At 59.0% G+C, this 23500-nt stretch carries 24 protein-coding genes and 1 tRNA gene; 13 read left to right on the plus strand and 12 right to left on the minus strand.

Annotated features, from left to right (window positions below):
• Nucleotides 1-40 precede the first annotated feature (40 nt).
• Nucleotides 41-736: a TetR/AcrR family transcriptional regulator gene (locus ACQR35_RS01635; RefSeq protein WP_430269039.1), complete on the plus strand. Its 696-nt coding sequence runs from the start codon at nt 41-43 to the stop codon at nt 734-736.
• A gap of 75 nt (nt 737-811) precedes the next feature.
• Here the strand turns inward: ACQR35_RS01635 and ACQR35_RS01640 are convergent, their stop codons facing one another.
• From ACQR35_RS01640 to ACQR35_RS01650, 3 genes are all read right to left on the minus strand, one after another.
• A complete protein-coding gene (locus tag ACQR35_RS01640) occupies nt 812-2329 on the minus strand; it encodes a catalase (protein WP_430269040.1) in 1518 nt (505 codons plus the stop codon).
• A gap of 7 nt (nt 2330-2336) precedes the next feature.
• A complete protein-coding gene (locus ACQR35_RS01645) occupies nt 2337-2831 on the minus strand; it encodes a Fur family transcriptional regulator (protein ID WP_430268016.1) in 495 nt (164 codons plus the stop codon).
• Between the two features lie 203 nt (nt 2832-3034).
• Nucleotides 3035-3817, minus strand: coding sequence for a hypothetical protein (locus tag ACQR35_RS01650; protein WP_430268015.1), 783 nt, complete (start codon nt 3815-3817; stop codon nt 3035-3037).
• Nucleotides 3818-3942: 125 nt separating this feature from the next.
• On the opposite strand from ACQR35_RS01650, the gene ACQR35_RS01655 reads away from it, so the two are divergent.
• The 4 genes from ACQR35_RS01655 to htpX are packed head-to-tail and all read left to right on the plus strand — an operon-like array spanning nt 3943 to nt 8131.
• Entirely contained in the window at nt 3943-5214 is a 1272-nt protein-coding gene (locus ACQR35_RS01655; protein WP_430268014.1) for an MFS transporter, read from the plus strand.
• Between the two features lie 33 nt (nt 5215-5247).
• Entirely contained in the window at nt 5248-6576 is a 1329-nt protein-coding gene (locus tag ACQR35_RS01660) for a sensor histidine kinase (protein ID WP_430268013.1), read from the plus strand.
• The gene (locus ACQR35_RS01665) at nt 6566-7228 is read left to right on the plus strand and encodes a response regulator (RefSeq protein WP_430268012.1); all 663 of its coding nucleotides are present in this window, start codon (nt 6566-6568) and stop codon (nt 7226-7228) included. Before ACQR35_RS01660 ends, ACQR35_RS01665 begins: the two co-directional genes overlap by 11 nt.
• A 39-nt stretch (nt 7229-7267) precedes the next feature.
• Nucleotides 7268-8131 (plus strand): zinc metalloprotease HtpX, encoded by an 864-nt coding sequence (gene htpX / locus ACQR35_RS01670; protein ID WP_430268011.1) that lies wholly within the window; start codon nt 7268-7270, stop codon nt 8129-8131.
• Nucleotides 8132-8185: 54 nt separating this feature from the next.
• Here the strand turns inward: htpX and efeB are convergent, their stop codons facing one another.
• The 5 genes from efeB to ACQR35_RS01695 all read right to left on the minus strand — a co-directional run bounded on the left by efeB (nt 8186) and on the right by ACQR35_RS01695 (nt 12855).
• Entirely contained in the window at nt 8186-9511 is a 1326-nt protein-coding gene (efeB, locus tag ACQR35_RS01675) for an iron uptake transporter deferrochelatase/peroxidase subunit (RefSeq protein WP_430269244.1), read from the minus strand.
• Between the two features lie 19 nt (nt 9512-9530).
• Nucleotides 9531-10718, minus strand: a complete 1188-nt coding sequence (gene efeO / locus ACQR35_RS01680; protein WP_430269041.1) for an iron uptake system protein EfeO — start codon at nt 10716-10718, stop codon at nt 9531-9533.
• Complete coding sequence (gene efeU, locus ACQR35_RS01685; RefSeq protein WP_430268009.1) at nt 10715-11587, minus strand: iron uptake transporter permease EfeU; 873 nt, start codon at nt 11585-11587, stop codon at nt 10715-10717. The genes efeO and efeU overlap by 4 nt, the downstream gene beginning before the upstream one ends.
• Nucleotides 11588-11700: 113 nt before the next feature.
• A complete protein-coding gene (locus ACQR35_RS01690; protein WP_430269042.1) occupies nt 11701-12318 on the minus strand; it encodes a dihydrofolate reductase family protein in 618 nt (205 codons plus the stop codon).
• 45 nt (nt 12319-12363) lie between these two features.
• Nucleotides 12364-12855, minus strand: a complete 492-nt coding sequence (locus ACQR35_RS01695; protein ID WP_430269043.1) for a YajQ family cyclic di-GMP-binding protein — start codon at nt 12853-12855, stop codon at nt 12364-12366.
• Nucleotides 12856-13021: 166 nt separating this feature from the next.
• Between ACQR35_RS01695 and ACQR35_RS01700 the strand changes: the two genes are divergently transcribed.
• The gene (locus ACQR35_RS01700; RefSeq protein ID WP_430268006.1) at nt 13022-13279 is read left to right on the plus strand and encodes a hypothetical protein; all 258 of its coding nucleotides are present in this window, start codon (nt 13022-13024) and stop codon (nt 13277-13279) included.
• 107 nt (nt 13280-13386) lie between these two features.
• A tRNA-Tyr gene (locus tag ACQR35_RS01705) sits at nt 13387-13468 on the plus strand.
• Nucleotides 13469-13544: 76 nt separating this feature from the next.
• On the opposite strand, the gene ACQR35_RS01710 is transcribed toward ACQR35_RS01705, so the two are convergent.
• Nucleotides 13545-13841: a hypothetical protein gene (locus tag ACQR35_RS01710; protein ID WP_430268005.1), complete on the minus strand. Its 297-nt coding sequence runs from the start codon at nt 13839-13841 to the stop codon at nt 13545-13547.
• A 190-nt stretch (nt 13842-14031) separates the two neighbouring features.
• Here ACQR35_RS01710 and ACQR35_RS01715 point away from each other — a divergent pair, with 190 nt between their 5' ends.
• Both ACQR35_RS01715 and ACQR35_RS01720 read left to right on the plus strand, forming a co-directional pair.
• The gene (locus tag ACQR35_RS01715; protein WP_430269044.1) at nt 14032-14580 is read left to right on the plus strand and encodes an acyl-CoA thioesterase; all 549 of its coding nucleotides are present in this window, start codon (nt 14032-14034) and stop codon (nt 14578-14580) included.
• 109 nt (nt 14581-14689) lie between these two features.
• The gene (locus ACQR35_RS01720) at nt 14690-15112 is read left to right on the plus strand and encodes a thioredoxin family protein (RefSeq protein WP_430268003.1); all 423 of its coding nucleotides are present in this window, start codon (nt 14690-14692) and stop codon (nt 15110-15112) included.
• 116 nt (nt 15113-15228) lie between these two features.
• On the opposite strand, the gene ACQR35_RS01725 is transcribed toward ACQR35_RS01720, so the two are convergent.
• Nucleotides 15229-15507 (minus strand): putative quinol monooxygenase, encoded by a 279-nt coding sequence (locus ACQR35_RS01725; RefSeq protein ID WP_430269045.1) that lies wholly within the window; start codon nt 15505-15507, stop codon nt 15229-15231.
• 39 nt (nt 15508-15546) lie between these two features.
• On the opposite strand from ACQR35_RS01725, the gene ACQR35_RS01730 reads away from it, so the two are divergent.
• Nucleotides 15547-17274, plus strand: a complete 1728-nt coding sequence (locus tag ACQR35_RS01730) for an AMP-binding protein (protein ID WP_430269046.1) — start codon at nt 15547-15549, stop codon at nt 17272-17274.
• Between the two features lie 12 nt (nt 17275-17286).
• On the opposite strand, the gene ACQR35_RS01735 is transcribed toward ACQR35_RS01730, so the two are convergent.
• Together ACQR35_RS01735 and ACQR35_RS01740 are read right to left on the minus strand one after the other, a co-directional pair.
• The gene (locus ACQR35_RS01735) at nt 17287-18282 is read right to left on the minus strand and encodes a DNA-3-methyladenine glycosylase family protein (RefSeq protein ID WP_430269047.1); all 996 of its coding nucleotides are present in this window, start codon (nt 18280-18282) and stop codon (nt 17287-17289) included.
• Between the two features lie 46 nt (nt 18283-18328).
• Nucleotides 18329-19492, minus strand: a complete 1164-nt coding sequence (locus tag ACQR35_RS01740; protein ID WP_430268123.1) for an SLC13 family permease — start codon at nt 19490-19492, stop codon at nt 18329-18331.
• An 84-nt stretch (nt 19493-19576) separates the two neighbouring features.
• Here ACQR35_RS01740 and ACQR35_RS01745 point away from each other — a divergent pair, with 84 nt between their 5' ends.
• The 3 genes from ACQR35_RS01745 to ACQR35_RS01755 are packed head-to-tail and all read left to right on the plus strand — an operon-like array spanning nt 19577 to nt 23473.
• A complete protein-coding gene (locus ACQR35_RS01745) occupies nt 19577-20962 on the plus strand; it encodes a cystathionine beta-synthase (RefSeq protein WP_430269048.1) in 1386 nt (461 codons plus the stop codon).
• 55 nt (nt 20963-21017) lie between these two features.
• Complete coding sequence (locus ACQR35_RS01750) at nt 21018-22190, plus strand: cystathionine gamma-synthase (RefSeq protein ID WP_430269049.1); 1173 nt, start codon at nt 21018-21020, stop codon at nt 22188-22190.
• Between the two features lie 5 nt (nt 22191-22195).
• On the plus strand, nt 22196-23473 hold the full coding sequence (locus ACQR35_RS01755) for a glycosyltransferase 87 family protein (protein WP_430269050.1): 1278 nt from the start codon (nt 22196-22198) through the stop codon (nt 23471-23473).
• Nucleotides 23474-23500 lie beyond the last annotated feature (27 nt).

Genomic DNA, 23500 nt, shown 5'->3' on the forward strand with positions numbered 1-23500 from the left:
TTTGTTCCGTAAATCGTGCTCCGATCTCTAAGATGGGGAAATGGCCCGACCTCCAAAACCTGAGCGCAAGACAGAGCTGCTCGCCGAAATCCTGACGTACCTTTTGAACAAATCGGTAGCGGACCTTACGTTTCGGAGCCTCGCGGACGGTTTGGGGATCAGCAGTTACGTGTTGGTGTACCACTTTGGAAACCGTGAACAGCTGGTGGGTGAGATTGTCCGGTCCATCGAGTCGCGTCAGGACCACATCAAGCATGCCGACGTCTCGCAAGTGAGCCGCGAACAGTTCGCCGAATGGCTCAACAACGCGTGGCAGTGGTGTCTTCAACAGCGAAACCGGAACCTGCAACGCCTCGAATTTGAGGCGTCCATGCAGGACCTGGTGTTGCCTGTTCAACGTGGGGACGCTCAGGAGAGCTTCCGGCTGTGGTTCGAGGTGGCTCGCAATTGGCTCCGCGTTCAAGGTGTCAGCGATGCCGTTGCTGTCACTGACGCCCGGCTTTTCGCCGCGTCCTTCTACGGGCTGCAATATGACTACGTGGTGATGAACGACGCCGATGCCGCCACCGCTGCCTTCTCACGGATGGTGGATGTCTTCTTCCAAAACCTGGACTTCCGTTTGGGCAAGAGTGACTTGCCAGGTTTTACGGGCGGGGTCAGTGTCGCGGGTGGATCTAGCGACGGTGGATCTAGTGACGGTGCGAATGCCGCAACGACAGCTCCGGCCGACGCCTGATTTTTAGAAAACTAAAAGGGGCCCTGCGCCACGGTTTTATCCGTGGTGCAGGGCCCCTTTTGGTGGTGGACTGCCTTAGATCTTGTTGGCAGCTTCTGCCTCGCCGGTGCCGGAGCCCGGCTCACCTGCGGACACGTTGGCGCGGAGCTTGGCGCCGAGGTCAGCATCAACGTTGGTCCAGTATTGGATGGCGCGTTCCTTGATCTCAGGGCTCTTGACGCCGCCTACAGCACCGGTGATGGTGTCTAGGAAGCGGGCCTTGGCGCCGTCGTCGAACACGTCACGGTACAAGGTACCGGCCTGGCCGAAGTCACTGTCCTCAGAGTGGAGGGTTGCAGCGGCACGCACCAACGCGCCGTCGAACTCCCATGACCCTTCGCCAGCACGTGCCGGGTCGGCGACCGGGCCACCGAAGGAGTTGGGTGCGTAGACCGGAGCGGACGCTGGCTTGAAGCCGTGGCGCAGAGAACCGTCCTGCGAGTAGTTGTTCACCGGGGAAATGGGGCGGTTAACCGGCAGCTCGTTGAAGTTGGTGCCAACACGGTAGCGGTGTGCATCCGGGTAGGAGAACACACGTGCCATCAGCATCTTGTCCGGGGAGATGTCGTGACCGGGGACAACGTTGGCCGGGGAAAGCGCAATCTGCTCGATCTCGGCGAAGAAGTTCTCCGGGTTCCGGTTCAACTCAAAGTGGCCAACCTCAACCAGCGGGTAGTCCGAGTGCGGCCATACCTTGGTCAGGTCGAAGGGGTTGAAGCGGTAGGTCTTGGCATCCTCGTACGGCATGATCTGCACGTGCAGGTTCCAGCTAGGGAAGTTACCCTCGGCGATAGCCTCGTAGAGGTCGCGGCGGTAGTAATCAGCATCAGAACCGGCAAGCTCTTCAGCCTGATCGTTAGTGATGTTGTGCTCGCCCTGGTTGGAGCGGAAGTGGTACTTGACCCAGAAACGCTCGCCTTCAGCATTGGTCCACAGGTACGTGTGCGAGGAGAAACCGTGCATCTCACGCCATGAACGCGGCAGGCCGCGGTCACCCATCAGGTAGGTCACCTGGTGTGCGGACTCAGGGGAGAGGGTCCAGAAGTCCCACTGCATGTCAGCGTCACGCAGGCCCGAACCCGGGAGGCGCTTCTGTGAGTGGATGAAGTCGGGGAACTTGATCCCGTCCTTGATGAAGAACACGGGGGTGTTGTTGCCCACGATGTCCAAGTTGCCCTCTTGAGTGTAAAAACGGGTTGCGAAGCCACGGACGTCACGCCAAGTATCGGGGGAGCCCATTTCGCCTGCAACGGAGGAAAAACGGATAGCGGTCTTGACTGAAGAGCCGGGCTGGAAAACCGCAGCTCGGGTGTACTTGGATACGTCACCGGTAACGGTGAAGGTACCGAATGCGCCGCCACCCTTGGCGTGAACGATCCGCTCCGGAATGCGCTCGCGGTTGAACTGGGCAAGCTTCTCAACCAAGTAGCGGTCGTGAAGCGCTGTGACACCGTCGGCACCTGCGGTCAGCGAGTGCTCGTCGGAGGCAACAGGGGCGCCGGTCTGTGTTGTAGTGGCGGTATGTTGAACAGGCTCGGAAAAGTTAGCCGTCATTGTTCTCCTACTTTCTCGGGTTACTTGCTTTTTCAGGTGGGCTTGTGAGCTTCAGGGCCTGTTCTGCCAAACAGTCCTGGCAGATGCCTTGGTAAAGGACGTCGGCGATCTGAATAGTCATGGGGCGGGATTCTTCTGACCAATGAGGGGTCAGGCAGGGCGCATGGCCTACGGCGCATTCAACGTCTTCAACCCGGCCGCAGCTTGTGCACACGGCATGGTGATGGTTGTCTGCTACTCGAGTTTCGTAGAGCGCGGGGGAGTGTGGCGGCTCGAAGCGCCTGAGCATGCCGAGTTCGCTGAGGTCGTTGAGGACCACGTAGACCGACTGTGCGGTGAGCTCGGGGAGAGCTTCCCGGGCGAAGCTAAGAATTGCTTCGGCGGGGGAGTGCGGGTGCAGTTCTACGGCCGTCAGCACAGCCAAGCGCTGTTTAGTCACACGCCGTCCCAAAGAGCGCAGCTCGGCTGCCCAATCTTCGGAAGTATGTGTGCTGAGGGTCATAGCCCCATTCAAACACTTATTTTGAGAAAGTCGCAATAAGCCAAGCCTAAGCTTCCTCCGTCTCAGCTGGCCCACCCGCCCCTTGCGCCGAGGTCGGTGCTTCGCGCCGTTTTCCCCGGAAATTACCTAGGCCAGCGGAGCTATGCACCGACCTCGGCGGGAGAGGTGGCGCTGTGCACCGACTTCGTCTGAAGGGCGGGTGACTATGTGGGAGGGAGAAGGGGGTTGGTTTTTTCGGTGACGGATCGGGGGTACACGTACATCACTGCTTGGGGCCCATCGAGCGCAAGGCAACTCACACCCGGGTACGGCGAAGCTTCTATCTGCGCCGTGAGCTTCCCGGCCAGGTCAACCACTAGTTCCGGGGCCAGTGCACCAATTTCGCCCGCACCAGCCGTGGAAGGTACGACGCCGAACGTCACCTTTAGCCCGCAGCTAGCACCGGATTCGTCCCCCAGTGAAATGACGGAGACAGTTGCGGTGCCTGCACCTTGTGGGAGCGAAGTCTGCGGGAGTGCACCCTGCGCCTGTGCATCAGCACTGCGGATCTCGGTCCGCAGCGCTAGGTCGAGGTCTTCGCGCTCAGTCTCACGCAACACGCGCCGCCGGTGTGCTGGCAAGGCGAGCTGTTGTTCCGCCGTCGGCCATTGAAGAAGTTCAGGCTGCGCCAGGGCCGCACCGGGACCTGTGTCCCCAAAGAGGTGAAAAGTTGGGGTGGAAGACTCGGCTAGCGGTTCCCCCACACCACTGCCCACGGGGTGCCAGTTCATCGAAAACTGCAAACGGAATGTGTGTGAATTAAGAACCGCACTCAAAGCCGTTCGGGCAGCCCGGTAACAGCGGAGAAGGTCGGCGGCTGAGCCGGCGTCGAAGGTTTTTGACGGGTCGGTGAGGACGATGGCGAGATGACCTGGCGTCAGCGGATTTCGGGGGCGTGAGACCTCCCAAAACGTTGATGAGAGTAGTAAGCGGCGAGGTAGTCCCATCAGGCCCCCTTTCTTGCCCGACTCTAGCAAGGATCCAGCACTCACAGTAGGCATGGCCAGGACCGGGAGCCCACCAAGTGACCGGCGCTAAAACTCCGCACAAATGCACGCACTAGGCTTGTCCGGTGCCTAACCTCCTTGCAGACCTGTCCCCGGCGAAAGAAAGCCCCGCGTTTCGGCGGCTTTGGCTAGGTTCATTTGTCTCAGCAGCCGGGAGCCAGCTGACGATTGTGGCCATCAGTCTTGAGGTGTACCGCATTACCGGCGAGAGCGTCTATGTAGGCCTCTTGAGCATTTTCGCCCTGGTACCGCTGGTGATTGCTGGGCTGATGGGTGGCTCAATCGCCGATGCTCATGACCGCCGCACCGTGGCACTCCTAGCATCCTCGGTGCTGTGGTTGAGCACCGTTGGTCTGGCAATTCAGGCCTGGTTCCAGCTCAACAACGTGTGGATACTTTTTGTCCTCGCAGCGTTGCAGAGTGCTGCGATGGGCATCAACACCCCGGCTCGGACCGCCATGATTCCGCTGCTGGTTCGCAAAGAACTCCTCACTGCGGCGAACGCGTTGAACATGATCACTTTTGGTTTGGCTACTACTGCCGGACCGCTGCTTGCTGGTGTTTTGGTGGCCTCGATCGGCTTCCACTGGACGTACACCATTGATGCGGTGACCTTCTTTTTTGTGATGTGGGCACTCTTCCGGCTCCCACCCATGCCGCCCCAGGGCGAAGTCCGGAAGGCTGGTGTCCGCTCCGTCGTGGAGGGTTTCCGTTTTCTGGGCACACGACCCAACGTGCGTATGACTTTTATCATCGACATGATCGCCATGATTTGTGCCCAACCGCGGGCTCTATTGCCTGCCATCGGCGCCGTGATGATTGGCGGCGGCGAGCGCACAGTGGGAATTTTGCTGGCTTCTGTAGCTGTGGGCGCATTCCTAGCCGGGCTGTTCTCCGGGCCGCTGGGGCGGGTCCACCGTCAGGGTGTGGCAGTGGTGATTTCGGTGATGGGTTGGGGCGCGAGCATTTCCGCATTGGGACTGGTGGTGGTGATGGCCAGCCATACGGGCGGGAGCGAACCGCAGATTTGGCTGTGGCCGGCTGCCTTGTGCTGCGCCGCTGCGGGCATCGCCGATTCTGTGAGCTCCGTGTTCCGAACCACCATCTTGCAGTCAGCTACCCCAGATCATCTGCGTGGCCGGCTTCAGGGTGTATTTATTGTGGTGGTTGCTGGCGGCCCGCGTTTTGGGGACATGGTGGCCGGCGGTGCCACCAAGTTCTTAGCCGAGGGGTGGGTGCTGCTAGTTGGTGGATTGATTTGTATTGTTTTGGCGTGGCTGGCCAGCAGACTCCAACCGGGCTTTATGAACTACGACGCCCGCACCCCAACGGCCTGAGAGCAATAGATGCAAATGCCACACAATAGAAGTATGAAATTCCGGGTCCGCAATGTCCTTCCAGCTCTAGCGAGTTTCTCTGCGGAGGGCCCGTTTAATGTGCTTGTTTTGCTAGTGTCCCTGCTGCTCTTGGCGGTCTCGTCGTCATTGAACTCTTCGCTGTATGGGCTCGAGATTGTGCCGGGGCTATTGCTGGGCGCCTGCCATTCCCTGGCGGCTTTTCTGACTCTGCACCGGCCCGCTTTGGGTGTTCTACTTTCGCTAGTGCCACTGTATTTTGTGCCAGTTTTGGCTGTTTATGACCCGCTGTTGCCTTTCCCGGTGAGTGTCCCGGCGATGCTGTGCCAGATTCTGGTGGTGGTTTTGGCGGGGCTCAAAGCATCATGGCCACTCGCCGCCGCTTCCTGGCTTGCAAGTGTGGCGGTTGCGGCTACGGCCTCGGCTGGGTTGACTGCCGCACATCCGAGTTTTGATGGCAGTAAAAACTTGGTGGTTTTGGCTTCGATTTCCTTTGGCCTGTTGATCGCAGCGATTATCACTGGCCGCTGGCAGGACATTCGCGAGCAGCTTCGTGTTGAGCGGCAGGTTACCGCGGAGGAAGTGGCGCGGCGGCAAATCGCTGATGAGCGTTCCCAGATTGCCCGGGAGTTGCACGACGTGGTGGCTCACGGAATGTCCCTAGTTTCGGTTCAGGCGACGACGGCGAAGTACCGGTACCCGGGAATGGAACCTGCCGTTGCGGCTGAGTTTGAGGACATTGCGGCCAATTCACGCCGGGCCATGAATGAGATGCGAACGCTTTTGGGAGTTTTGCGCAGCGATCGCGAGGCTGTTTCTACTGCGCCTCAACCGGGGTTGGCTGATTTACCGGCGTTGATGGAGGCGGCCACTCGCGCCGGGGTGGATGTTGAGGGCCCCAATGCCGAGGTCCTCGCTGGAATCGATCCGGGGCCGGTCACTGGTTTGACGGCTTACCGGATTGTCCAGGAGGCGTTGAGTAACGTGGTGCGTCACGCGCCGTCGGCCCGGGCTACGGTTCAGGTGACGCCCGACGCCGGGTGGTTGAGAATCACTGTGACCAACACCGCCGGGACAATCGCCCCCGCTGGGTCCGGTTTAGCGGAGACCTCGGCCGAGGCGAAAACGGTTAACCCCGGTGACGGGCATGGTCTGCGGGGTATGAGTGAGCGGGCGCAGCTTGTGCGGGGCACTTTAGAGAGCTCGGCCACCCCGGACGGCGGGTTCCGAGTGATGGCGCACTTGCCACTGAACGCGAACGCCACAACTACTGGTTTGACTAGTAACTTTGCCGCTGAGCAGACCCAAGCAAAAGCCCCGGAAAGGGACGCACATGACGATTAAAGTACTTGTTGCAGACGACCAGGCGATGGTGCGTGCAGGCTTCGCTGCATTGCTGAGATCTCAAGCGGACATGACGGTGGTGGGGCAGGCTGAAAACGGCGCGCAAGCAGTGGATTTGGCGCGTACTTTAAGGCCGGATGTGATTTTGATGGACGTTCGGATGCCGGTGATGGATGGCCTTGAGGCCGCTGCACAGATTTTGGGTGGAGCGTCGTCGGGTAGCCATGTGCTGATGCTAACCACGTTCGATGTTGATGACTATATTTACCAAGCGCTCGAGCTCGGTGCCAGCGGGTTTATGCTCAAGGACGCCCCGGCCGAGGAGTTGGTGAATGCTGTGCGTGTGGTCGCGGCGGGGGAGGCGTTGTTGGCGCCGAGTATCACCAAACGGCTGATTGAAGATTTTGCGAAGTCACGGCCCAAACCGGTATGCGCGGATCGTCGCCTGGATGTGTTGACTGAGCGGGAACGCGAAGTGCTGGTGCTGATCGGCATGGGACTTTCCAACCAAGAGATTGCCAAAAAGCTCTTTATTGCGGAGCAAACCACCAAAACCCATGTGTCCAAGATTTTGGGGAAGTTGGATTTGCGTGACCGTGTGCAGGCAGTGGTTTTGGCCTATGACACTGGTCTGGTGCAACCGGCCGGATAATAGGAGTAGGGCAGTTCAAACTGGGTGGAAGGATTCACGGTGCATAACCATCACAATGGCGTAAAAACCGCTGCACTCTTTGGTGTGCTGTGGGCGGTGCTCTTGGGCCTAGGAGCTGTGATCGGTTTGTGGAGCCGCAGCTCAACACCCATTTGGATTATGGCGCTGATCGGTGTTGGCACCACGTTCTATGGCTATTGGAACAGTGACAAGATCGCTATCCGCTCCATGCAAGCAACTGAGATTCCCGAGGCCCAAGCCCCGGAGCTGTACGCTACGGTGCGGGAACTTTCGCAGCGTGCCGGCCAGCCGATGCCTCGGATTTTCGTGTCACCTACCTCCGCGCCGAACGCTTTTGCTACAGGTAGAAATCCCAAAAACGCTGCAGTGTGTGTCACGGCAGGGATCGTCCAGTTGCTCGACGCGCGAGAGCTGCGCGGCGTCCTGGGCCACGAGCTGATGCACGTCTACAACCGGGACATTCTCACCTCATCTGTTGCGGCCGCCGTCGCAGGTGTTATCACTTCGGTGGGCCAGATGATGCTATTTTTCGGCGGTTCGCGGGACAACCGCAGCGTCAACCCGATCGCGGCGATTGCCATGGCTCTGTTGGCACCTTTTGCCGCCTCGCTGATTCAGCTGGCCATTTCACGGACCAGAGAGTACGACGCCGATGAGGACGGTTCCAAGCTCACTGGCGATCCGCTGGCGCTCGCCTCAGCCTTGAGCAAGATTGAGCGCGGCGTACAGCTTGCGCCGTTACCCCAAGAGCAGCAGTTTGTTAATACCTCGCACCTTATGATCGCAAACCCGTTCCGCGGAGGGGGTATGACCAAGCTGTTTGCAACGCACCCGCCTATGCGGGAGCGGATTGCCCGGCTCGAACGTATGGCCGGGCGCTAGAAGGCACCAAGCGCTTTTTGCGAGCTTCAGGGAACAAGCCTCAGGACAGTCGGTTCAGCTAAACAGGCCTTCGCCCACAAAGCCGCCAGCTTGGATTCCGGGAGGAATGGCAAACACGCCTGAACCTGTGTGCCGCAAGTACTCCACGGCCAGCCTGTCTTTTTGTGCCATAGCCATTTGCATGGGCACGTAGTGGGAGCGGGGATCCGTGACAAAAGCGATGAAAAATAGTCCGGCGTCGAGTCTGCCGAGGGAGTCGGATCCGTCCGTGAAGTTGTAGCCGCGGCGCAGCATCTTCACCCCTGAATTGGACTGAGCATGCGCCAAACGGACATGGGAGTCGGTGGCAATGAGGGGCTTATTGTCCCTGCCAGCTCGTGCAAAGTCCGGCTCAGAAAATTCTTCCCCGCCGGACAACGGTGCCCCAGATCCCTTGGTGCGGCCGATCAGCGTCTCTTGTTCTCCCAAAGACGTCCGGTCCCAGATTTCAATGTGCATGCGGATGCGTCGCACCACCATGTAGGAACCGCCGGTCAGCCAGTCCTCCCCAGCGGATGACGACTTGGGAACCCAGACATGTTTGTCCAGCAGCTCATCATCCTGGGCTTTGACGTTGGCAGTACCGTCTTTGAACCCAAAGAGGTTGCGGGGTGTTTGCTGCTCACGGGACGTTGAGGAAGTGCGGCCAAAACCCAGCTGAGACCAGCGGATTGTGGCCCGGCCAAAGGCGATTCTCGCCAGGTTGCGGATGACGTGAACGGCAACCTGCGGGTCATCCGAGCATGCCTGAATCACAATGTCGCCACCGCTGCGGTTGTCTTCAAGAGCGTCGCCCGGGAAGTGAGGCAAATCAATCAGCCCCTCGGGGAGGCGAGAGTCCAACCCAAAGCGAGTACCGGCGTCGTTCTTGAAGAGCGTCCGGCCAAACCCGAAGGTGATGGTTAACCGGGAAGCGCTCAAACCGAGAGCCTCGCCGGTGTCCTCCGGCGGAGCGTCATAAGGCCCGTTCACGGCGCCTGTGTCCCCTGCCTCGCGGCCCGCGGACATGGCTTCGGAGGCAGCGGTCCAGTCCTTCAGCAGACTGATCAAGTCATCGCGGTTGGTGGCCGTGACGTCAAAAGCGGCCATGTGCAGACGATCCTGAGCAGCGGTGACAATACCCGCCTGCTGGGCGCCATAGAAGGGAACGGACTCCGAGGAGGCCGACGCGGCAGGAGCCGCATCACCCCCGGCGTTCTGCGTGATCAGCACCGTGACGGCAGCGCCTGCGGCAGCACCGGCCGCAGCAGCGCCGCCGTAGGTCAGGAGCCCGCGACGGCTCATCGAAGGGCTAGCGGAATTCTCCTCGGCCGGTGCCGGTGTCTTCGACTGAGAAAACATGCCCATAGAAGGCAACTTCTTAGAGAACAACGGCGGCGGTCAGCTTGGACAGCGGCTCGGCAAGCGAGTCCACCGAGGCGGCAAGGGTTTTGACCTGAGCGGGGGTGAGGTCGTTGTAATACGTGAAGCCTTCGCCGTCCTTGAACTTGTCCAACTCAGCCTGCAAAGACTTGAACTGGGCGTCCAGCTTGGTAGCCAGCGCAGCGTCCTTGATCAACAGCACCGGGCGGAGGTTTTCAAAGGCAATCCGGGCCCCGTCAATGTTGGCCTGAAAGTCCCACAGATCCGTGTGAGACCAAATTTCCTCTTCACCGGTGACCTTGCCGGTTGCCACCTCATCCAAAAGCTCCTTGGCACCGTTGCCGAGCTGATCCGCGGTGAGCTTCACAGTCCGAGTGCGTGTGTAGAGGTCTTGAGTGTCTGCAACCAGCTGGTCGGCGATGGCTTTGCGCTCGGCCTCGGTCATGGCTTTGTAGCTGGCAGGCGGGAAGATGTCCTTCTCGGCCCGGTGCCAGCCGGTCAACTTCTGGCCAGCTTCTAGGTCTGCTTCGCGCAGGTCCAGCTTGGGGTCTAGGTCACCGAAGGATTCGGCAACGGGCTCAATGCGCTCCCAGTGCATCCGCACCGAGGCGTAGAGCCCTTTGGCTTTGGCAGCGTCGCCGCTAGCAAAGGCCGCAGCAAAATCCTTGGTTCCGGTCAGCAACTGCTCCGTCTGATCCTTCACGTATGCCGTGTACTGGCCGGTGGCGGTCTCCGTCAGCTTCTGCACGTCGGCACTGACCGACGGCGTGGTTCCGGACTCTTCCACCGTGAAGCTCGCGCGAATGCCGTCGCCCTGCATACCCGGCTTGCACGCTGTTTGATACGTTCCAGCAGGGGCGGTGACTACCAGGTTGCGGGTGATGCCTGGGCCAATGTTTTCCACTTCGCCAATAATGCGCAGACCGTCTTCGGCGAGCAAGTAGAACTCGGTGACGTCGGCGCCGTCGTTCTTCACTTCAAAGGTGACAGGGCCGCTCTTGGCGCCCGTGGCACTGAGCTGGCAGGCATCCGTAGTGCTGGTGACGGCCACCGGGCCGCCAGCTGAACTGCTGGCCGGCTTGGCAGTGTTGTCCGTGCACGCCGTCAGGGCCAGCGGCGCCAAAAGGGCCAAAGCAGCACCTGCTGCGGCGAAGTTTTGGCGTTTCGGGGAGGATACGAGGCTCATTGAGATTCTTTCGGTGTAAGTCCGTTGGGGAGAACCGGACTGGTTTTAGCCTGCGCCGTGGAGGTTCCGCTCTGACGGTTGGCGCGCAAAAACAGTGCAAGGGTGGGGATGACATACAGCAGCCAAGCGGCCGCTTCCAGCCACGTGGTGGCTGGGGAAAAGTTGAAAGTGCCCTTCAAGAGCGTTCCATACCAGGACGACGGCGGGACGGCAGCTGATACGTCAAAGGCCAGCCGGTGCAAACCCGGAAGGATGCCGGCCTCTTGGAGGTCATGGATTCCGTAGGCGAGCACGCCACCGGCGATCACAATCAAAATGGCGCCGGTCCACGTGAAGAATCGGTCGAGCCGAATCTTGATCACGCCGCGGTGCAGGAGGAATCCGAGCAGAACCGCAAGAGCCAAACCAAGGAGTGCGCCCACCAGCGGGATGGTGTTCTCCCCACTGGCCTGGGCCGCTGCCCACAAGAACAAAGCGGTTTCTAGACCTTCGCGGCCCACCGAGAGTGCACCAACCAGAACAATGCCCCACGCGGCGCCACGGCCAGCATCGTCGATTTTTCCGCGCAAGTTAGACCCCATAGTTCGGGCAGTGCGGGCCATCCAGAAGACCATCCAAGTTACGAGGCCAACAGCAACGATGGACAGTGACCCGCCGATCGCTTCCTGAGCTTCGAAGGTCAGTCCGCGTGGGCCGTAGGTGAGCAGTGCGCCGAAGCCGATGCTCACGGCAACCGCTGCGCCCACACCAATCCACAAGCGCGGAAGCAGATGAGTGCGACCGGTCTTGATCAGATAAGCGATGAGGATTACGACGATGAGCGATGCTTCGAGGCCCTCCCGGAGTCCGATGAGGAAGTTCCCGAGCATGAACAGATCCTTGGCTTAGGGGACCCTAACCAAGGTCCAACTAAGAAGGAACATTACCGAGTGAAAGGTATTAAGCAAAACTGACGTGCCCTAATTGAATCCCGGTCGGTGAGTTACGAGTTTTCGGACCGATCGAACGTCAAGACGCGAACCCCTGACTCAAGCGTGATTTCGTCAATCGGACTGAAACTGTGAGCCTGGAACGCGCCAGCAAATAGCGGGATTCCGGAGCCGATGACCGAAGGGTTTTGTTTCAAGATCAGACGATCAATTTCGGGCAATAGTGAGTGCGCAAGAGTACCGCCGCCCACCAGCCAGAGGTCCTTGCCTGCTTCGGCTTTGAGCGCGCGGACTCGTTCTATGGCGTCCTTGCTGACGATCTCAACGTCCGGGTCTTCGCTCTCGAGCGTGGACGAGAAAACCAGGTGCCGCAGATGAGGGTAGGCGTCAGTGAGCCCGGCGGCCAAGCCGATTTCGTAGGATCCGCGGCCCTCTAGGACGGTGTCAAAGCTTTGACCAGGACCATCAATTCCCAGAGCTGTGCGGGCAGGACCCGGAAGAGTTTCTGGGTAGTGCGTCACGATGAAGTCGATGACGTCCGGGGTAATCGGGAAAAAGCTAGCCCCGCTTGGATCCCCGCCGTCGGGCCCGGCAATGAAACCGTCCAGCGTAGTGGCAACGTAGTAGACGAGCTTGCGTAATGGTGGTTCCTCTCCCGGGACCCAGTTCAATCATCCGCGGCCCCGCAGAACTTCGCGGGGCAGGCAGTGCAGCTATTAGCTGCGGAAGTTCACAAACTGAAGATCGGTCTCTTCGAAGTTCTTCAACATAGCCATAACTTCCTGCAGGTCGTCACGCGACTTGGAGGAGACGCGAAGTTCGTCGCCCTGAATCTGGGACTTGACCGACTTGGGGCCTTCCTCGCGGATCAGCTTGTTGATCTTTTTGGCGATGTCCTGAGCAATACCTTCCTTGATGGAAGCCTCCAAGCGGTATTCCTTGCCGGAGGGATAGGGCTCCCCGCTGTCCAAGGACTTAAGCGAAATACCGCGCTTAATCAGCTTGGACTGGAAGACGTCCAGCACTGCCAAAACACGTTCTTCAGCGTTCGCCTTCATCAGGATTTTTTCGCCGCTGAAGTCGATTTCAGCGCCAACGCCTTTGAAGTCGTATCGCTGGGCGATTTCCTTCTGCGCTTGGTTCAGCGCGTTGGCAACTTCCTGCTTGTCTACTTTGCTTACGACGTCGAATGTGGACTCGCCTGCCATGACTCTCCTTCAGTACGTGGATAGGGGGATTCTGCCCACCAGCCTAGTACGAACTGGCCTTTGCAGGCATAGATTCACAGTTCCCTCAAAGCGAACGTGGGGCTGGAACCTATCTTTGGTGCGCAGAGTTGTTCATAGTGAAGGACCAACTCGAGAGGCAAAAATCATGGCACGCAAGCGCATCACTGATGTCACTGCTAGCTCCGTTGCGGCGGGTAAGGCATTCGTGGCTACTGCTGGAACCGCTCTGGCAGCAGCTGCTGTGGCTGCGTCAGTGATTCTGAGCCCAGTACCAGCGGCGTCTGCCCGGATGGACGGCGTTCACCAGGACTTATTGCGAGCGGTGCAATTGAACCAGATCACCTTGGACCAAGCAGCCAGTTTTGAGGCGAAAATAGCGTCCCGGATCCAGTCTGAAGCCTGAGTTATAGGACTCAAACTCCTCGATTCGATTCTTCCGGCGTAATTCTGTAAAGTTGTCTTGCCTGCGGTTACTGGAAGCAGTTACCAAGGGTACTTCTAGTGAAGTTCGGCAGATTACCCGAGCGGCCAAAGGGGGCTGACTGTAAATCAGCTGGCAACGCCTACGGGGGTTCGAATCCCTCATCTGCCACTCAAGAAGTGAAGAAGCGCCTCTCCGCAAGGAGAGGCGCTTCTTGTGTTTTCAGTTCTGTTTGCTGAGCTTCGGGCTAGACCACGGCGGGCTCGTGGAGACTCAGTCCGTCTAAGTGGTGAATGAGCCTGCGGCCCAGGCCGTTGTCGAGCTGAAGCCACAAGGTGGAGCGGTCCGCTGTCATTCCGTCCACGATCCCCGTCACTAGGTAGCCGTGAACGTCGCGCAAAGCGACACGTTGGCCTGGCGTCAGCTGCGGCCAAGTGGGCACAGTGTGTCCGGAATTCCCGTGTCCCGAATAATCCTGTCCCGAAAGATTCAGCGCCTCTGCATGAATGTCTTCACTGGCCAAGTGCTTTTCGATGGTGCTCATTGCAGTCTCCCTTGCTGCCTAAATTCGTTAGTCCTTGTTATTTTTTCCTGCGCGGGTGAACAGCCCGGTGAAGTTGCGGTGAACACTCGTCGCAACTTGGTCAGATTTTGGTTCCGAACGCGGTTAGCACGGGAAATAAAGTGCTGTGTAGCCGCTTTTGTATGTTGTTACTGGTGAGTAACATAAGATCATGCACTTACTTCTACGCACCATCCTGATGCTGTTCCGCTCCGCACGCAGCTCCGCACTGAGCATCTGGGGTACCTCGTCACTACCGATGAAGGTTCTCCCCACCGACGTGGATATTGCTGTGCACGTAAATAACGGAATGTACTTTTCATTGATGGACTTGGGGCGCTTTGACCTGATGGTTCGTGCCGGCGTCTGGAAAGCCATGCGCAAACGGGGCTGGACCCCTGTGGTGGCGTCGCAGACCATCTCCTACCGCAAATCTCTGCAGCTATGGCAGAGATTCACTATTGAGTCCAAGATCATCGGTTTGGATGAAAAGGCCATCTATTTTGAGCAGCGAGTAGTGGCCGACGGCGAAATTTACGCCCGTGCCTACATCGCCACACGGCTGGTCAGCAAAAAGGGCCCGGTTACCAACGAGGAGATTCTGGCGCTTCCTGAAGTGGATTCCGTACCCAACGATCTCGCTTTGCCGGAATGGCTACACGAATGGCGCGAGAACATCGCGCTCCCCGGTGCAAGGAAGCCAGCGCCTCATCAATGGTGAGGTAACCACGTGGTGAGACAAATCAGTGATTCATAAATAAATACAGCGCAGAGCGAACAAGTTACGCTGGGCTTCGCCATAGTGGGGAGCCCCGGCGTACCGTTGAAGTATGGCTACCGTTGACATCACAGGTGAACAGTTCGCATCTACCATCCAAGACAATGACATTGTTCTGGTGGATTTCTGGGCGGACTGGTGCAATCCCTGCAAGCAATTCGCCCCCACATACAGTGCCGCTTCAGAACAGCACGGTGATGTGGTCTTCGCGAAGGTAGATACCGAAGCTGAGCAGCAATTGGCTGCCGAGGCTGGTATTACCTCTATCCCAACACTGATGGCTTTCCGCGAGCAGGTTCTGGTTTTCTCCCAGCCCGGTGCGCTCGCAGGTCCGCAGCTTGAGGAAGTTATTAGCGCCGTGAAGGCATTGGACATGGAAGAGGTCCACGCACACGTGGCTCGTGCCCAGGCCGAGGCCCAGAACACTGCGGCTGAGAATGCTCCGGCTGACAACTCTGAAGCTTCGCAGGCCTAAAACGTAGCAGGCCTAGAACGTGGCTGGGCTAGGACTAGCGAGATCTAAAACGAAACAAGAATTGCCCCAAGGCTCAGCCTTGGGGCAATTCTTGTGTGTTCGGGGAGTCGGCTCGCTTAGAGGCGTTCGAGTTTCACGGGTTCTGCCAGCAGCGCGCTGAGGGACTCGTTCAAGTCCTGTACGGCGATGCCTTTGGAGTGCTTGCCAAGATCTGCCTCTGAAGCCCACTGTTCGGTCAAAACCAACTTGTCTTCGCTCACTTCGGTGAGTTCGTAGCGCAGGCAACCGGGTTCGCGGGTTACTTCTTCGATGGCAATTTCCAAAGCCAGTTTTACGCGGAAAAATTCGCCCTCGTTGGGGATGAAAGTGGCCTGAAGATCAACGATTTCGCTCATATGATTCAGAATACCGGCCACAGTTGGTAGCGTGCTGACATGTTGTCATATTCGGCCGGAGACAAAGACGTCCCGCTTTTAGAGACCACCATTGGAACTCAGTTTGAATCTGTGGTGACTCGCTTCCCAGACCGTCAAGCACTCATCGAAGCCCAGCCCCCACAAGGTGGCCGACCGCGCCATTGGACCTACCAGGAATTAAACAACCACGTTGACGCGCTGGCTTTAGCGCTGATGAACCGTGGGTTTGCGGCTGGGGACCGTTTAGGCATTTGGAGCCCAAACTGTGCCGAGTGGGTGATGTTCCAGTACGCCACCGCCAAGATCGGGGTGATTCTGGTCAACGTTAACCCGGCTTACCGCAGCCATGAGCTCGAGTTTGTGGTCAACCAAAACGGCATGCGGTCTTTGGTTGTTGCACCTCAAGACAAAAACAGCGACTACCCAGCAATGGCTCGGCAGGCCTTGGAGAATTGTCCTCAGCTCACCGAGCTGGTGTTCCTTCCTGGCTCTGATGATGCGGCAGGTCCACTCACTGCTGGCGTGCCGCAGACTGATGCTGAGCTGAGTTACCAGCAGCTGGTGAGTGGAAAGGGGAATCGCGCTGGAACCGCTGCCGCCCCGCCAGGCGTCAACCCAGCACACCATACAGCAGCTCAACTGGCCGAGAGGATGGCGAGCCTGACTACGGAAGACCCCATCAACATTCAGTACACCTCTGGCACCACCGGGTTCCCCAAGGGCGCCACCCTCACTCACCGCAATATCCTGAACAACGGCCACTCAATCGGTGCACTTCTGAACTACACCGAGCAGGACAAAGTGGTCATCCCGGTGCCGTTCTATCACTGCTTCGGTATGGTTATTGGCAATCTCAACGTTCTCTCACACGGCGGCTGCGTTATTGTCCCGTCACGCGGATTTACCCCCACCTCGGCGCTTCAAGCAGTTCACGACTTTGGAGCCACATCCCTGTACGGTGTGCCCACCATGTTTATCGCCGAACTGGCCCTGCCTAATTTCGACGACTATGACCTGAGTTCCCTGCGAACCGGCGTGATGGCTGGTTCCTTGTGCCCGGTGGAAGTGATGAAGCAAGTCATCTCACGGATGAACATGAAGGATGTGGCCATTTGCTATGGCATGACGGAGACCTCTCCGGTGTCCACGATGACCCGGGATGGGGACACCTTGGCCCAGCGCACCGAATCTGTGGGCCGGACCATGCCGCATTTGGAGAGCCAAATTGTTGATCCGGGAACGGGCGAGGTGGTTGAGCGGGGGCAGATCGGCGAGCTCTGCACCCGCGGTTACGCCGTGATGAAGGGGTACTGGGGACAAGAGGAAAAAACCGCTGAGGCGATTGATCCGGAAGGTTGGATGCACACCGGAGACTTGGCCCGGATGGATGCTGACGGCTACATCCTGGTGGAAGGCCGTATCAAGGACATGGTGATTCGCGGCGGTGAAAACATCTACCCACGCGAGATTGAAGAGTTCCTTTACAGCCACCCGGACATTCAAGACGTTCAGGTCATCGGCATCCCGGACCAAAAGTACGGCGAGGAACTGATGGCTTGCATCATTCTCAAAGATGGCGCCGATCCCTTGGATGCAGAGACGGTGCGCGAATTCTGTTCGGGCCGGTTAGCCCACTACAAAGTTCCGCGCTATGTCCAAGTCCGGGAAAGTTTTCCCATGACAGTGTCCGGGAAGATTCGCAAGGTGGAGATGCGCCAAGAAGCGATCGAAAAGCTGGGGCTCTAAACCGCAAAAGAACTAGTGCCCGCGATGATCTTGGATACTCATCCGGGCGCCGAACCGTGGCGCACGTGCACCGGTGAGTCCCAGCAACCGCACCACCCGTTGCCGGTGCCCGCGCCACGGTTCAAGCAGCGCCAGCATTCCGGCGTCGTCAGTGCGTTGGCCAGTGAGCGCAAAACCCACAAACTTGGCGAGGTGATAGTCGCCGACCGCGATTGAATCCGAGCAACCGTGAGTCCGTTGGAGCACTTCGGCCGCCGTCCATTGCCCCACCCCAGGGATGGTCTGGAGCTTGGCTGACGCCTCGGCAGAAGGCAATAACGCCAAACGTTCAAGTGCGACGGCGGAACGCAAGGCCCGCATCACGGTTGCCGAACGCTGTGGGCCAACACCTGCTTTGTGCCACTCCCACGAGGGAACGGCAAGCCAATCGGTGGGGGACGGGGCCACCAAAAGTCCCTCCGGTGCAGGACCGGGAGCCACACTTCCATAGCGTTTTACGAGGTAGCGGTAGCCGCGCCGGGCCTCAATAACCGTGACCTTTTGCTCCAAAATAGTGGGTACCAAGGAATCCACTATCCGCCCGGTGGAGGGTAAACGCAGTCCCTTGTTTCGGCGTCGTGCTTCAAGGACGTGGTGCGGCAGGGGAGTAGGGAACGGAGTCCCGGATGGTGAGGTGCCGGCGTCGAAATCGCTCCACGAATCACCCTCGCCGAGCAGGGCCGACAAATTGTCCAGCGCGCTCGCGGCTCCTGGCCCCCAGGCCTGGGCGTCAATCACTTGAGCCCCCGAAACTTCGGGAGGGCCTTGAACCAAGCGCAGTGTCACCGGCCCGTCCACGGTGGAGAATGCCATCCACCAGCCGTCTGGGTGGACGGCAATTGAGGGGTCGGAATTGCTCCGCAGCAGGATGCCAAGGGTTTGGTGCAAATCATATGGTCCGTCCGTCACCCACCGAGTGGCGCCATCGGCGGCGTCCGCCACGGCACTTGGGGGCTCAACAAGACTCATGGGCTTAATGCTCCCACGCCGCACTGACATAAAGCCCAGGGAAGTTCTAGGCAGGCATTCCGGCGCTCAACCACAAGGCGAACACTGCCAAGGGAATTGTTATCACCACTGCCACAATGCCGGCCACAGCAAATCCGCTCCACCGAACTCGAACCCCCAGCACAGCTAGCCGTTCGTGCCAGAGCAGCGTTGCCAGGGAAGCCCACGGTGTAATCAGCGGGCCAACGTTGACGCCGATCAATAAAGCCGCATACCGGAGTGGGGAACCGGCGGCAGGCTCCAGTGCCAAATAGGCGGGCAGGTTGTTGGCCAGATTGGCGCTTCCGGTCCCCAACGCTGCCAACTGCACGAGCGGGGCCAAACCATCACCGGGAATCACTTGCCGCAAAAGCAGCTCGGCAAGCCCTTGAGCGTGCAGGGTTTCGACCACCATAAACAGCCCCGTCGTCAGCATCAGCGGTTTCCACGGAAGCATGGAAATCCTCAGAACGTGCGGCCTGCGCCACAGATAAAACACCAAAAGCACCACAGCAGCACCCAGAGCTGGCCATTGGACCGGGAGCCCCGAAACCAGCAGCGGCAACAGCACCACAACCACACCCGCAGCAGCGAGCAAAAGGAGTTTATCCCCGGCAGCGTCAGTGCTGGCGAGGGCATAGGTGCCGCGCAATTGCTTCCGGAACATCACCCACAGCAGCAGCACCGGCACCAACAAAGCAACCAAAGCCGGAGCCCACATCAGCCCAGCAAAGGCAGCAGGTGTCAGCCCGGTGTGCTGCTGGGCCAAAAGATTACTCAAATTGGAGACCGGCAGCAGGAGAGAAACAGTATTCGCCAACCAGATGGTGGTGAGGGCGAAAGGTAGTGGCGGAATTTTCGCGTGCAAAGCCAACAGAACGACGACGGGTGTCACCAGTACCGCTGTGGTGTCCAGCGAGAAAAACAGGGTGATCACAGACGCCAAACCGATGCTTAACAACCACAGCCGCACCACACTGTGCCGGCCCAAGCGGGCCATCCGCGAGCTCGCCCAACGGAACAATCCGGCGTCGTCAGCGAGTTCCGTGACGATTGTCATAGCCACCACAAAAGTGAGCACCGGAACAGTACGGTCGGCAAGCTCGGAAGCCGATTTCGCAGGCAAGAGCCCGGTAACAAGGCACAACAAACCCAGCACTAGGAACAGTACGGGTAACAAAAAAGGCCGCAAAGCCGGAGATAGGTGTGGAAGCCGCACCGCACTATCTTCGCACCGCAGGGTGGAGCTCAGTGCCCAGCGGATAAAGTTGGAAGTATGAAGTACTCCGAGTCCGTTCTGGACCTCATTGGAAACACCCCGCTGATCAAGCTCAACCACGTCAACGAAGGCATCAAAGCCACCGTTCTGGTGAAGGTTGAGTACATCAATCCGGGCGGTTCCATCAAGGACCGTATTGCGGTCAAAATGATCGAGGACGCGGAGAAGTCAGGCAAACTCAAGCCCGGGGGAACCATTGTGGAACCCACCTCTGGGAACACCGGTGTGGGACTGGCCCTTGTTGCCCAGCAAAAGGGTTACAAGTGCATTTTTGTGGTTCCGGACAAAGTGGGCGAGGACAAACGCGCAGTTCTCGCCGCCTACGGTGCCGAAGTTGTTGTTACCCCCACATCCGTGGCTCCCGACAGCCCGCAAAGCTACTACGGCGTTTCGGATCGATTGGTTCGCGAAATCCCGGGCGCGTACAAACCTGACCAGTTCTCCAATCCTGCAGCGCCCGGCAGCCACTACGAGAGCACCGGCCCCGAGATTTGGAACGACACCGACGGCCGAGTCACCCACGTGGTGATTGGCGCCGGAACTGGTGGAACCATCACCGGAACCGGACGTTACCTGCGCGAAGTCTCCGCCGATCGCCCCGAGGCTGAAGGCGGCCGCGTCCAAGTTATTGGGGCAGACCCTGCTGGTTCGGTGTACTCAGGTGGCACCGGACGCCCCTATTTTGTTGAGGGCGTTGGCGAGGACATCTGGCCGGAGAACTACGATCCTGCGGTTCCTGACCGGGTCATCGCCGTCAGCGATGCTGATTCCTTTGGTATGACTCGCCGTCTGGCCCGCGAAGAAGGCCTGCTCGTTGGCGGATCCTCGGGGATGGCTGTTGTTGCAGCACTCGAAGCGGCCAAAGACCTGCCCGCCGAAGCCGTAGTTGTGGTGATCCTGCCGGATTCCGGCCGCGGCTACTTGGGCAAAATCTTCAACGATCAGTGGATGCGTTCCTACGGCTTTTTGCCCGGAGGCGAAGAGGACACCGTTGGCTCGGTCCTCGAGTTCAAAACCGGCGGCATCCCGGACCTTGTACACATCCACCCGAATGAAACCGTTCGCGACGTTATCAACATCATGAATGAGTTCGGCGTCAGTAACATTCCCGTGCTCTCGCAAGAGCCTCCCGTGGTTATGGGTGAGGTCCTCGGCTCCGTTGATGAGCGCACCCTGACCGGCAAACTCTTCCGCGGCGAAGCGAATCTCACGGACAAAATCTCCGAGCACATGGGGGAGCGCCTGCCCGTTATTGGCTCGCTGGAATCCATCCCCGCGGCACGTGCGCTGCTCTCCGAGGTCGACGCCGTAATGGTCACCTTTGTGGGTGCTCCGGTTGGCATTGTTACCCGCCACGATCTCCTCGGCTACCTCAGCCACTAACACTCACCCACCCCGGCGCTCGCGGTTTACAGCGAGCATCAGCGAAAGGACTGCCATGACTGTTCCAGAGAACGCAGGATTCAACACCACCGCCGTGCACGCTGGCCAAGCTTTTGAGCCGCGTACCGGTGCCGTTGTGCCACCGTTGCATTTCTCCTCCACCTACGCCCAAGACGGAATTGGTGGGCTGCGTGACGGTTACGAATACGGCCGTGGCGGAAACCCCACCCGTGACGCTCTGCAAGAGCAGCTCGCTGCAGTTGAAGGTGGCAACCACGCCTATTCCTTCGGCTCGGGCCTAGCAGCGGAGGATTCGTTGATTCGTGCCCTCTGCCGTCCGGGGGATCACATTGTTTTGGGCAACGACGCTTACGGCGGAACGTACCGGCTGATCAGCCGTATTCACTCCGAATGGGGCATCGGCCACAGCGCCGTTGACATGTCCAACCTCGAGGCAACCGCGGCTGCCGTGGCCCAAGCGCCAGGGAAGGTCCGGCTGGTTTGGGTGGAGACGCCGTCGAACCCGATGATGAAAATCACCAACATCGAGGCGCTCGCCAAAGTAGCGCACGACGCCGGTGCCCTCCTGGTCGTGGACAACACCTTCGCGTCTCCCTATTTGCAGAACCCGCTCGCCTTAGGCGCCGACGTGGTGGTTCACTCCACCACGAAGTACATCGGTGGGCACTCTGATGTGGTGGGGGGCGCCGTGGTCCTCAACGATGCTGAGCTGGCAGAAAAGGTGCAGTTTATGCAGTTCGCTGCCGGTGCCGTGTCAGGACCGATGGATGCCTTCCTCACCACGCGCGGCCTGAAAACCCTTGGTGTCCGTATGGATCGTCACTCGGAGAACGGTCAAGCTGTAGCCGAATGGTTGCTCGATCAGCCGGAGGTTGAAGCAGTGCTGTACCCGGGCCTGCCGAGCCACCCCGGACACGAGCTGGCTAAAAAGCAGATGAAGAAGTTCGGCGGTATGGTCTCGGTGCAGTTCAAGGGTGGCGAAGCCGCTGCCCGCAAGGTAGCCGAGGCCACTCGTGTGTTCACTCTGGCTGAGTCCTTGGGCGGCATCGAGTCTTTGGTGAACTACCCCTCTGAAATGACTCACGCGTCCGTCAAGGGCACTGAATTGGCTGTCCCTGAGAACCTCTTGCGGCTCTCATGCGGCATTGAGGAATCAGCAGATCTGATCGCAGACCTTGAGCAGGCTTTCAAAGCGATCGGTAACTAGAAACGTTGAAATCCTCTACCGCGCGGGGCTGGCTCGCGACTGCAGCCGGGACAATTGCCATCTATTTGGCGCTGCGAATTTTGTACACCGCATACATCCCGTTGATGAACGACTTTGAGGTGTACTTCTACGGCGGCAGCCGCGTCCTTGAACAAGGCGAGTCCGCTGTCAGTGGGTTGTACGCCCCGCGCGAAGGGTTGCCCTTTACCTACCCACCGTTCGCGGCGCTGCTATTTGCCGGGCTTGCAAGCATCGGTTTTGGTGCTGGAATTGTGGTGTTCACAAGCGCCGCGCTGGTGGGCGCTTTAGTGGTTTCGGCGTGGCTGTCGCGGCACCTTTTTGGCTACCGCACGTGGCGGACCGCTGTTACCGACTGGCGATTCCGGACAGCTGCCTTGGGCGGTACTGCGGCAGTCCTGCTCTTGGGACCTTGGCGGGACACCTTTGACTTTGGCCAGATCAACATCATTTTGATGGGGCTGATCCTGGCCGACTTTGCCCTGTACAACAAGGTCTTGTCTCAGAACGCTCAAGGGGGGACTTTCCGCTGGCCAGCCGGACTCCTGATCGGTATAGCCGCCGGTATTAAACTGACTCCGCTGGCTTTTGGTTTGTACTTTTTAGTCCGGCGTGATTTCAAAGCCCTCGGCTGGCTGGCCACCGGTTTCTTTGGCTCCATTGCACTGGCTTGGGCGATTATTCCGAATGCTTCGCTGACGTTCTGGACCAAAATTCTTCCTGACACGGGCCGCATCGGTGGCCCGGCCTACATGGATAATCTCTCCGTCAAGGGTCTGCTTTTGCACTTGGGCCTGCCTGATTCTGGGCTGACCAGCGCGTTATGGATGCTCATTGCCATCGCTTTGACTGTTCTTGCCGCGTTGGTGATACACCGGGCCCTCGCCGCACGGGAAAACTTTGTGGCAGTCTCCGCCACCGCTCTTTTGATGCTCCTGATCAGCCCGGTTTCGTGGTCCCACCACTGGGTGTGGATTGCTGTGGCGTTGCCCTCGATGGGCTTTGCCATGCACCGTATGCCTGCCCGCCGCGGCGGAATGCGCATTGCAGGATGGATCATCCTTTCGGTCACAACAGTGGTGTTTTACCTGACGCCGAAGTACCTGACCATGATGGCTGGTGCGCGCGAGTGGGGCAAAGATCCTCAGACGCAATGGCAGTTGATGGCCTCGAGTCCAGGAGTCTTGTGCGGCATCGCCATGCTGATTTATTGGTTCATCGCGTACCGACCGCTGGGCCGGGCCGCGGTTCAGGCCACTGCGTAGCCTGAATTGCCGCACTTGCTGAACTGC

Origin of the sequence: Pseudarthrobacter sp. J1738, assembly GCF_050490315.1 — a bacterium.
Lineage (GTDB): Bacteria > Actinomycetota > Actinomycetes > Actinomycetales > Micrococcaceae > JBNPEO01.

Coding starts and splice junctions, on each gene's coding strand:
- ACQR35_RS01720 (WP_430268003.1), top strand. CDS start 14,690: ATGGCTACCGTTGACATCACAGGTGAACAGTTCGCATCTACCATCCAA.
- ACQR35_RS01635 (WP_430269039.1), top strand. CDS start 41: ATGGCCCGACCTCCAAAACCTGAGCGCAAGACAGAGCTGCTCGCCGAA.
- ACQR35_RS01650 (WP_430268015.1), bottom strand. CDS start 3,817: ATGGGACTACCTCGCCGCTTACTACTCTCATCAACGTTTTGGGAGGTC.
- ACQR35_RS01735 (WP_430269047.1), bottom strand. CDS start 18,282: ATGAGTCTTGTTGAGCCCCCAAGTGCCGTGGCGGACGCCGCCGATGGC.
- ACQR35_RS01750 (WP_430269049.1), top strand. CDS start 21,018: ATGACTGTTCCAGAGAACGCAGGATTCAACACCACCGCCGTGCACGCT.
- ACQR35_RS01710 (WP_430268005.1), bottom strand. CDS start 13,841: ATGAGCACCATCGAAAAGCACTTGGCCAGTGAAGACATTCATGCAGAG.
- efeB (WP_430269244.1), bottom strand. CDS start 9,511: ATGTTTTCTCAGTCGAAGACACCGGCACCGGCCGAGGAGAATTCCGCT.
- ACQR35_RS01660 (WP_430268013.1), top strand. CDS start 5,248: ATGAAATTCCGGGTCCGCAATGTCCTTCCAGCTCTAGCGAGTTTCTCT.
- ACQR35_RS01645 (WP_430268016.1), bottom strand. CDS start 2,831: ATGACCCTCAGCACACATACTTCCGAAGATTGGGCAGCCGAGCTGCGC.
- ACQR35_RS01700 (WP_430268006.1), top strand. CDS start 13,022: ATGGCACGCAAGCGCATCACTGATGTCACTGCTAGCTCCGTTGCGGCG.
- ACQR35_RS01745 (WP_430269048.1), top strand. CDS start 19,577: ATGAAGTACTCCGAGTCCGTTCTGGACCTCATTGGAAACACCCCGCTG.
- efeU (WP_430268009.1), bottom strand. CDS start 11,587: ATGCTCGGGAACTTCCTCATCGGACTCCGGGAGGGCCTCGAAGCATCG.
- ACQR35_RS01695 (WP_430269043.1), bottom strand. CDS start 12,855: ATGGCAGGCGAGTCCACATTCGACGTCGTAAGCAAAGTAGACAAGCAG.
- ACQR35_RS01730 (WP_430269046.1), top strand. CDS start 15,547: ATGTTGTCATATTCGGCCGGAGACAAAGACGTCCCGCTTTTAGAGACC.
- ACQR35_RS01715 (WP_430269044.1), top strand. CDS start 14,032: ATGCACTTACTTCTACGCACCATCCTGATGCTGTTCCGCTCCGCACGC.
- ACQR35_RS01665 (WP_430268012.1), top strand. CDS start 6,566: ATGACGATTAAAGTACTTGTTGCAGACGACCAGGCGATGGTGCGTGCA.
- efeO (WP_430269041.1), bottom strand. CDS start 10,718: ATGAGCCTCGTATCCTCCCCGAAACGCCAAAACTTCGCCGCAGCAGGT.
- ACQR35_RS01725 (WP_430269045.1), bottom strand. CDS start 15,507: ATGAGCGAAATCGTTGATCTTCAGGCCACTTTCATCCCCAACGAGGGC.
- ACQR35_RS01640 (WP_430269040.1), bottom strand. CDS start 2,329: ATGACGGCTAACTTTTCCGAGCCTGTTCAACATACCGCCACTACAACA.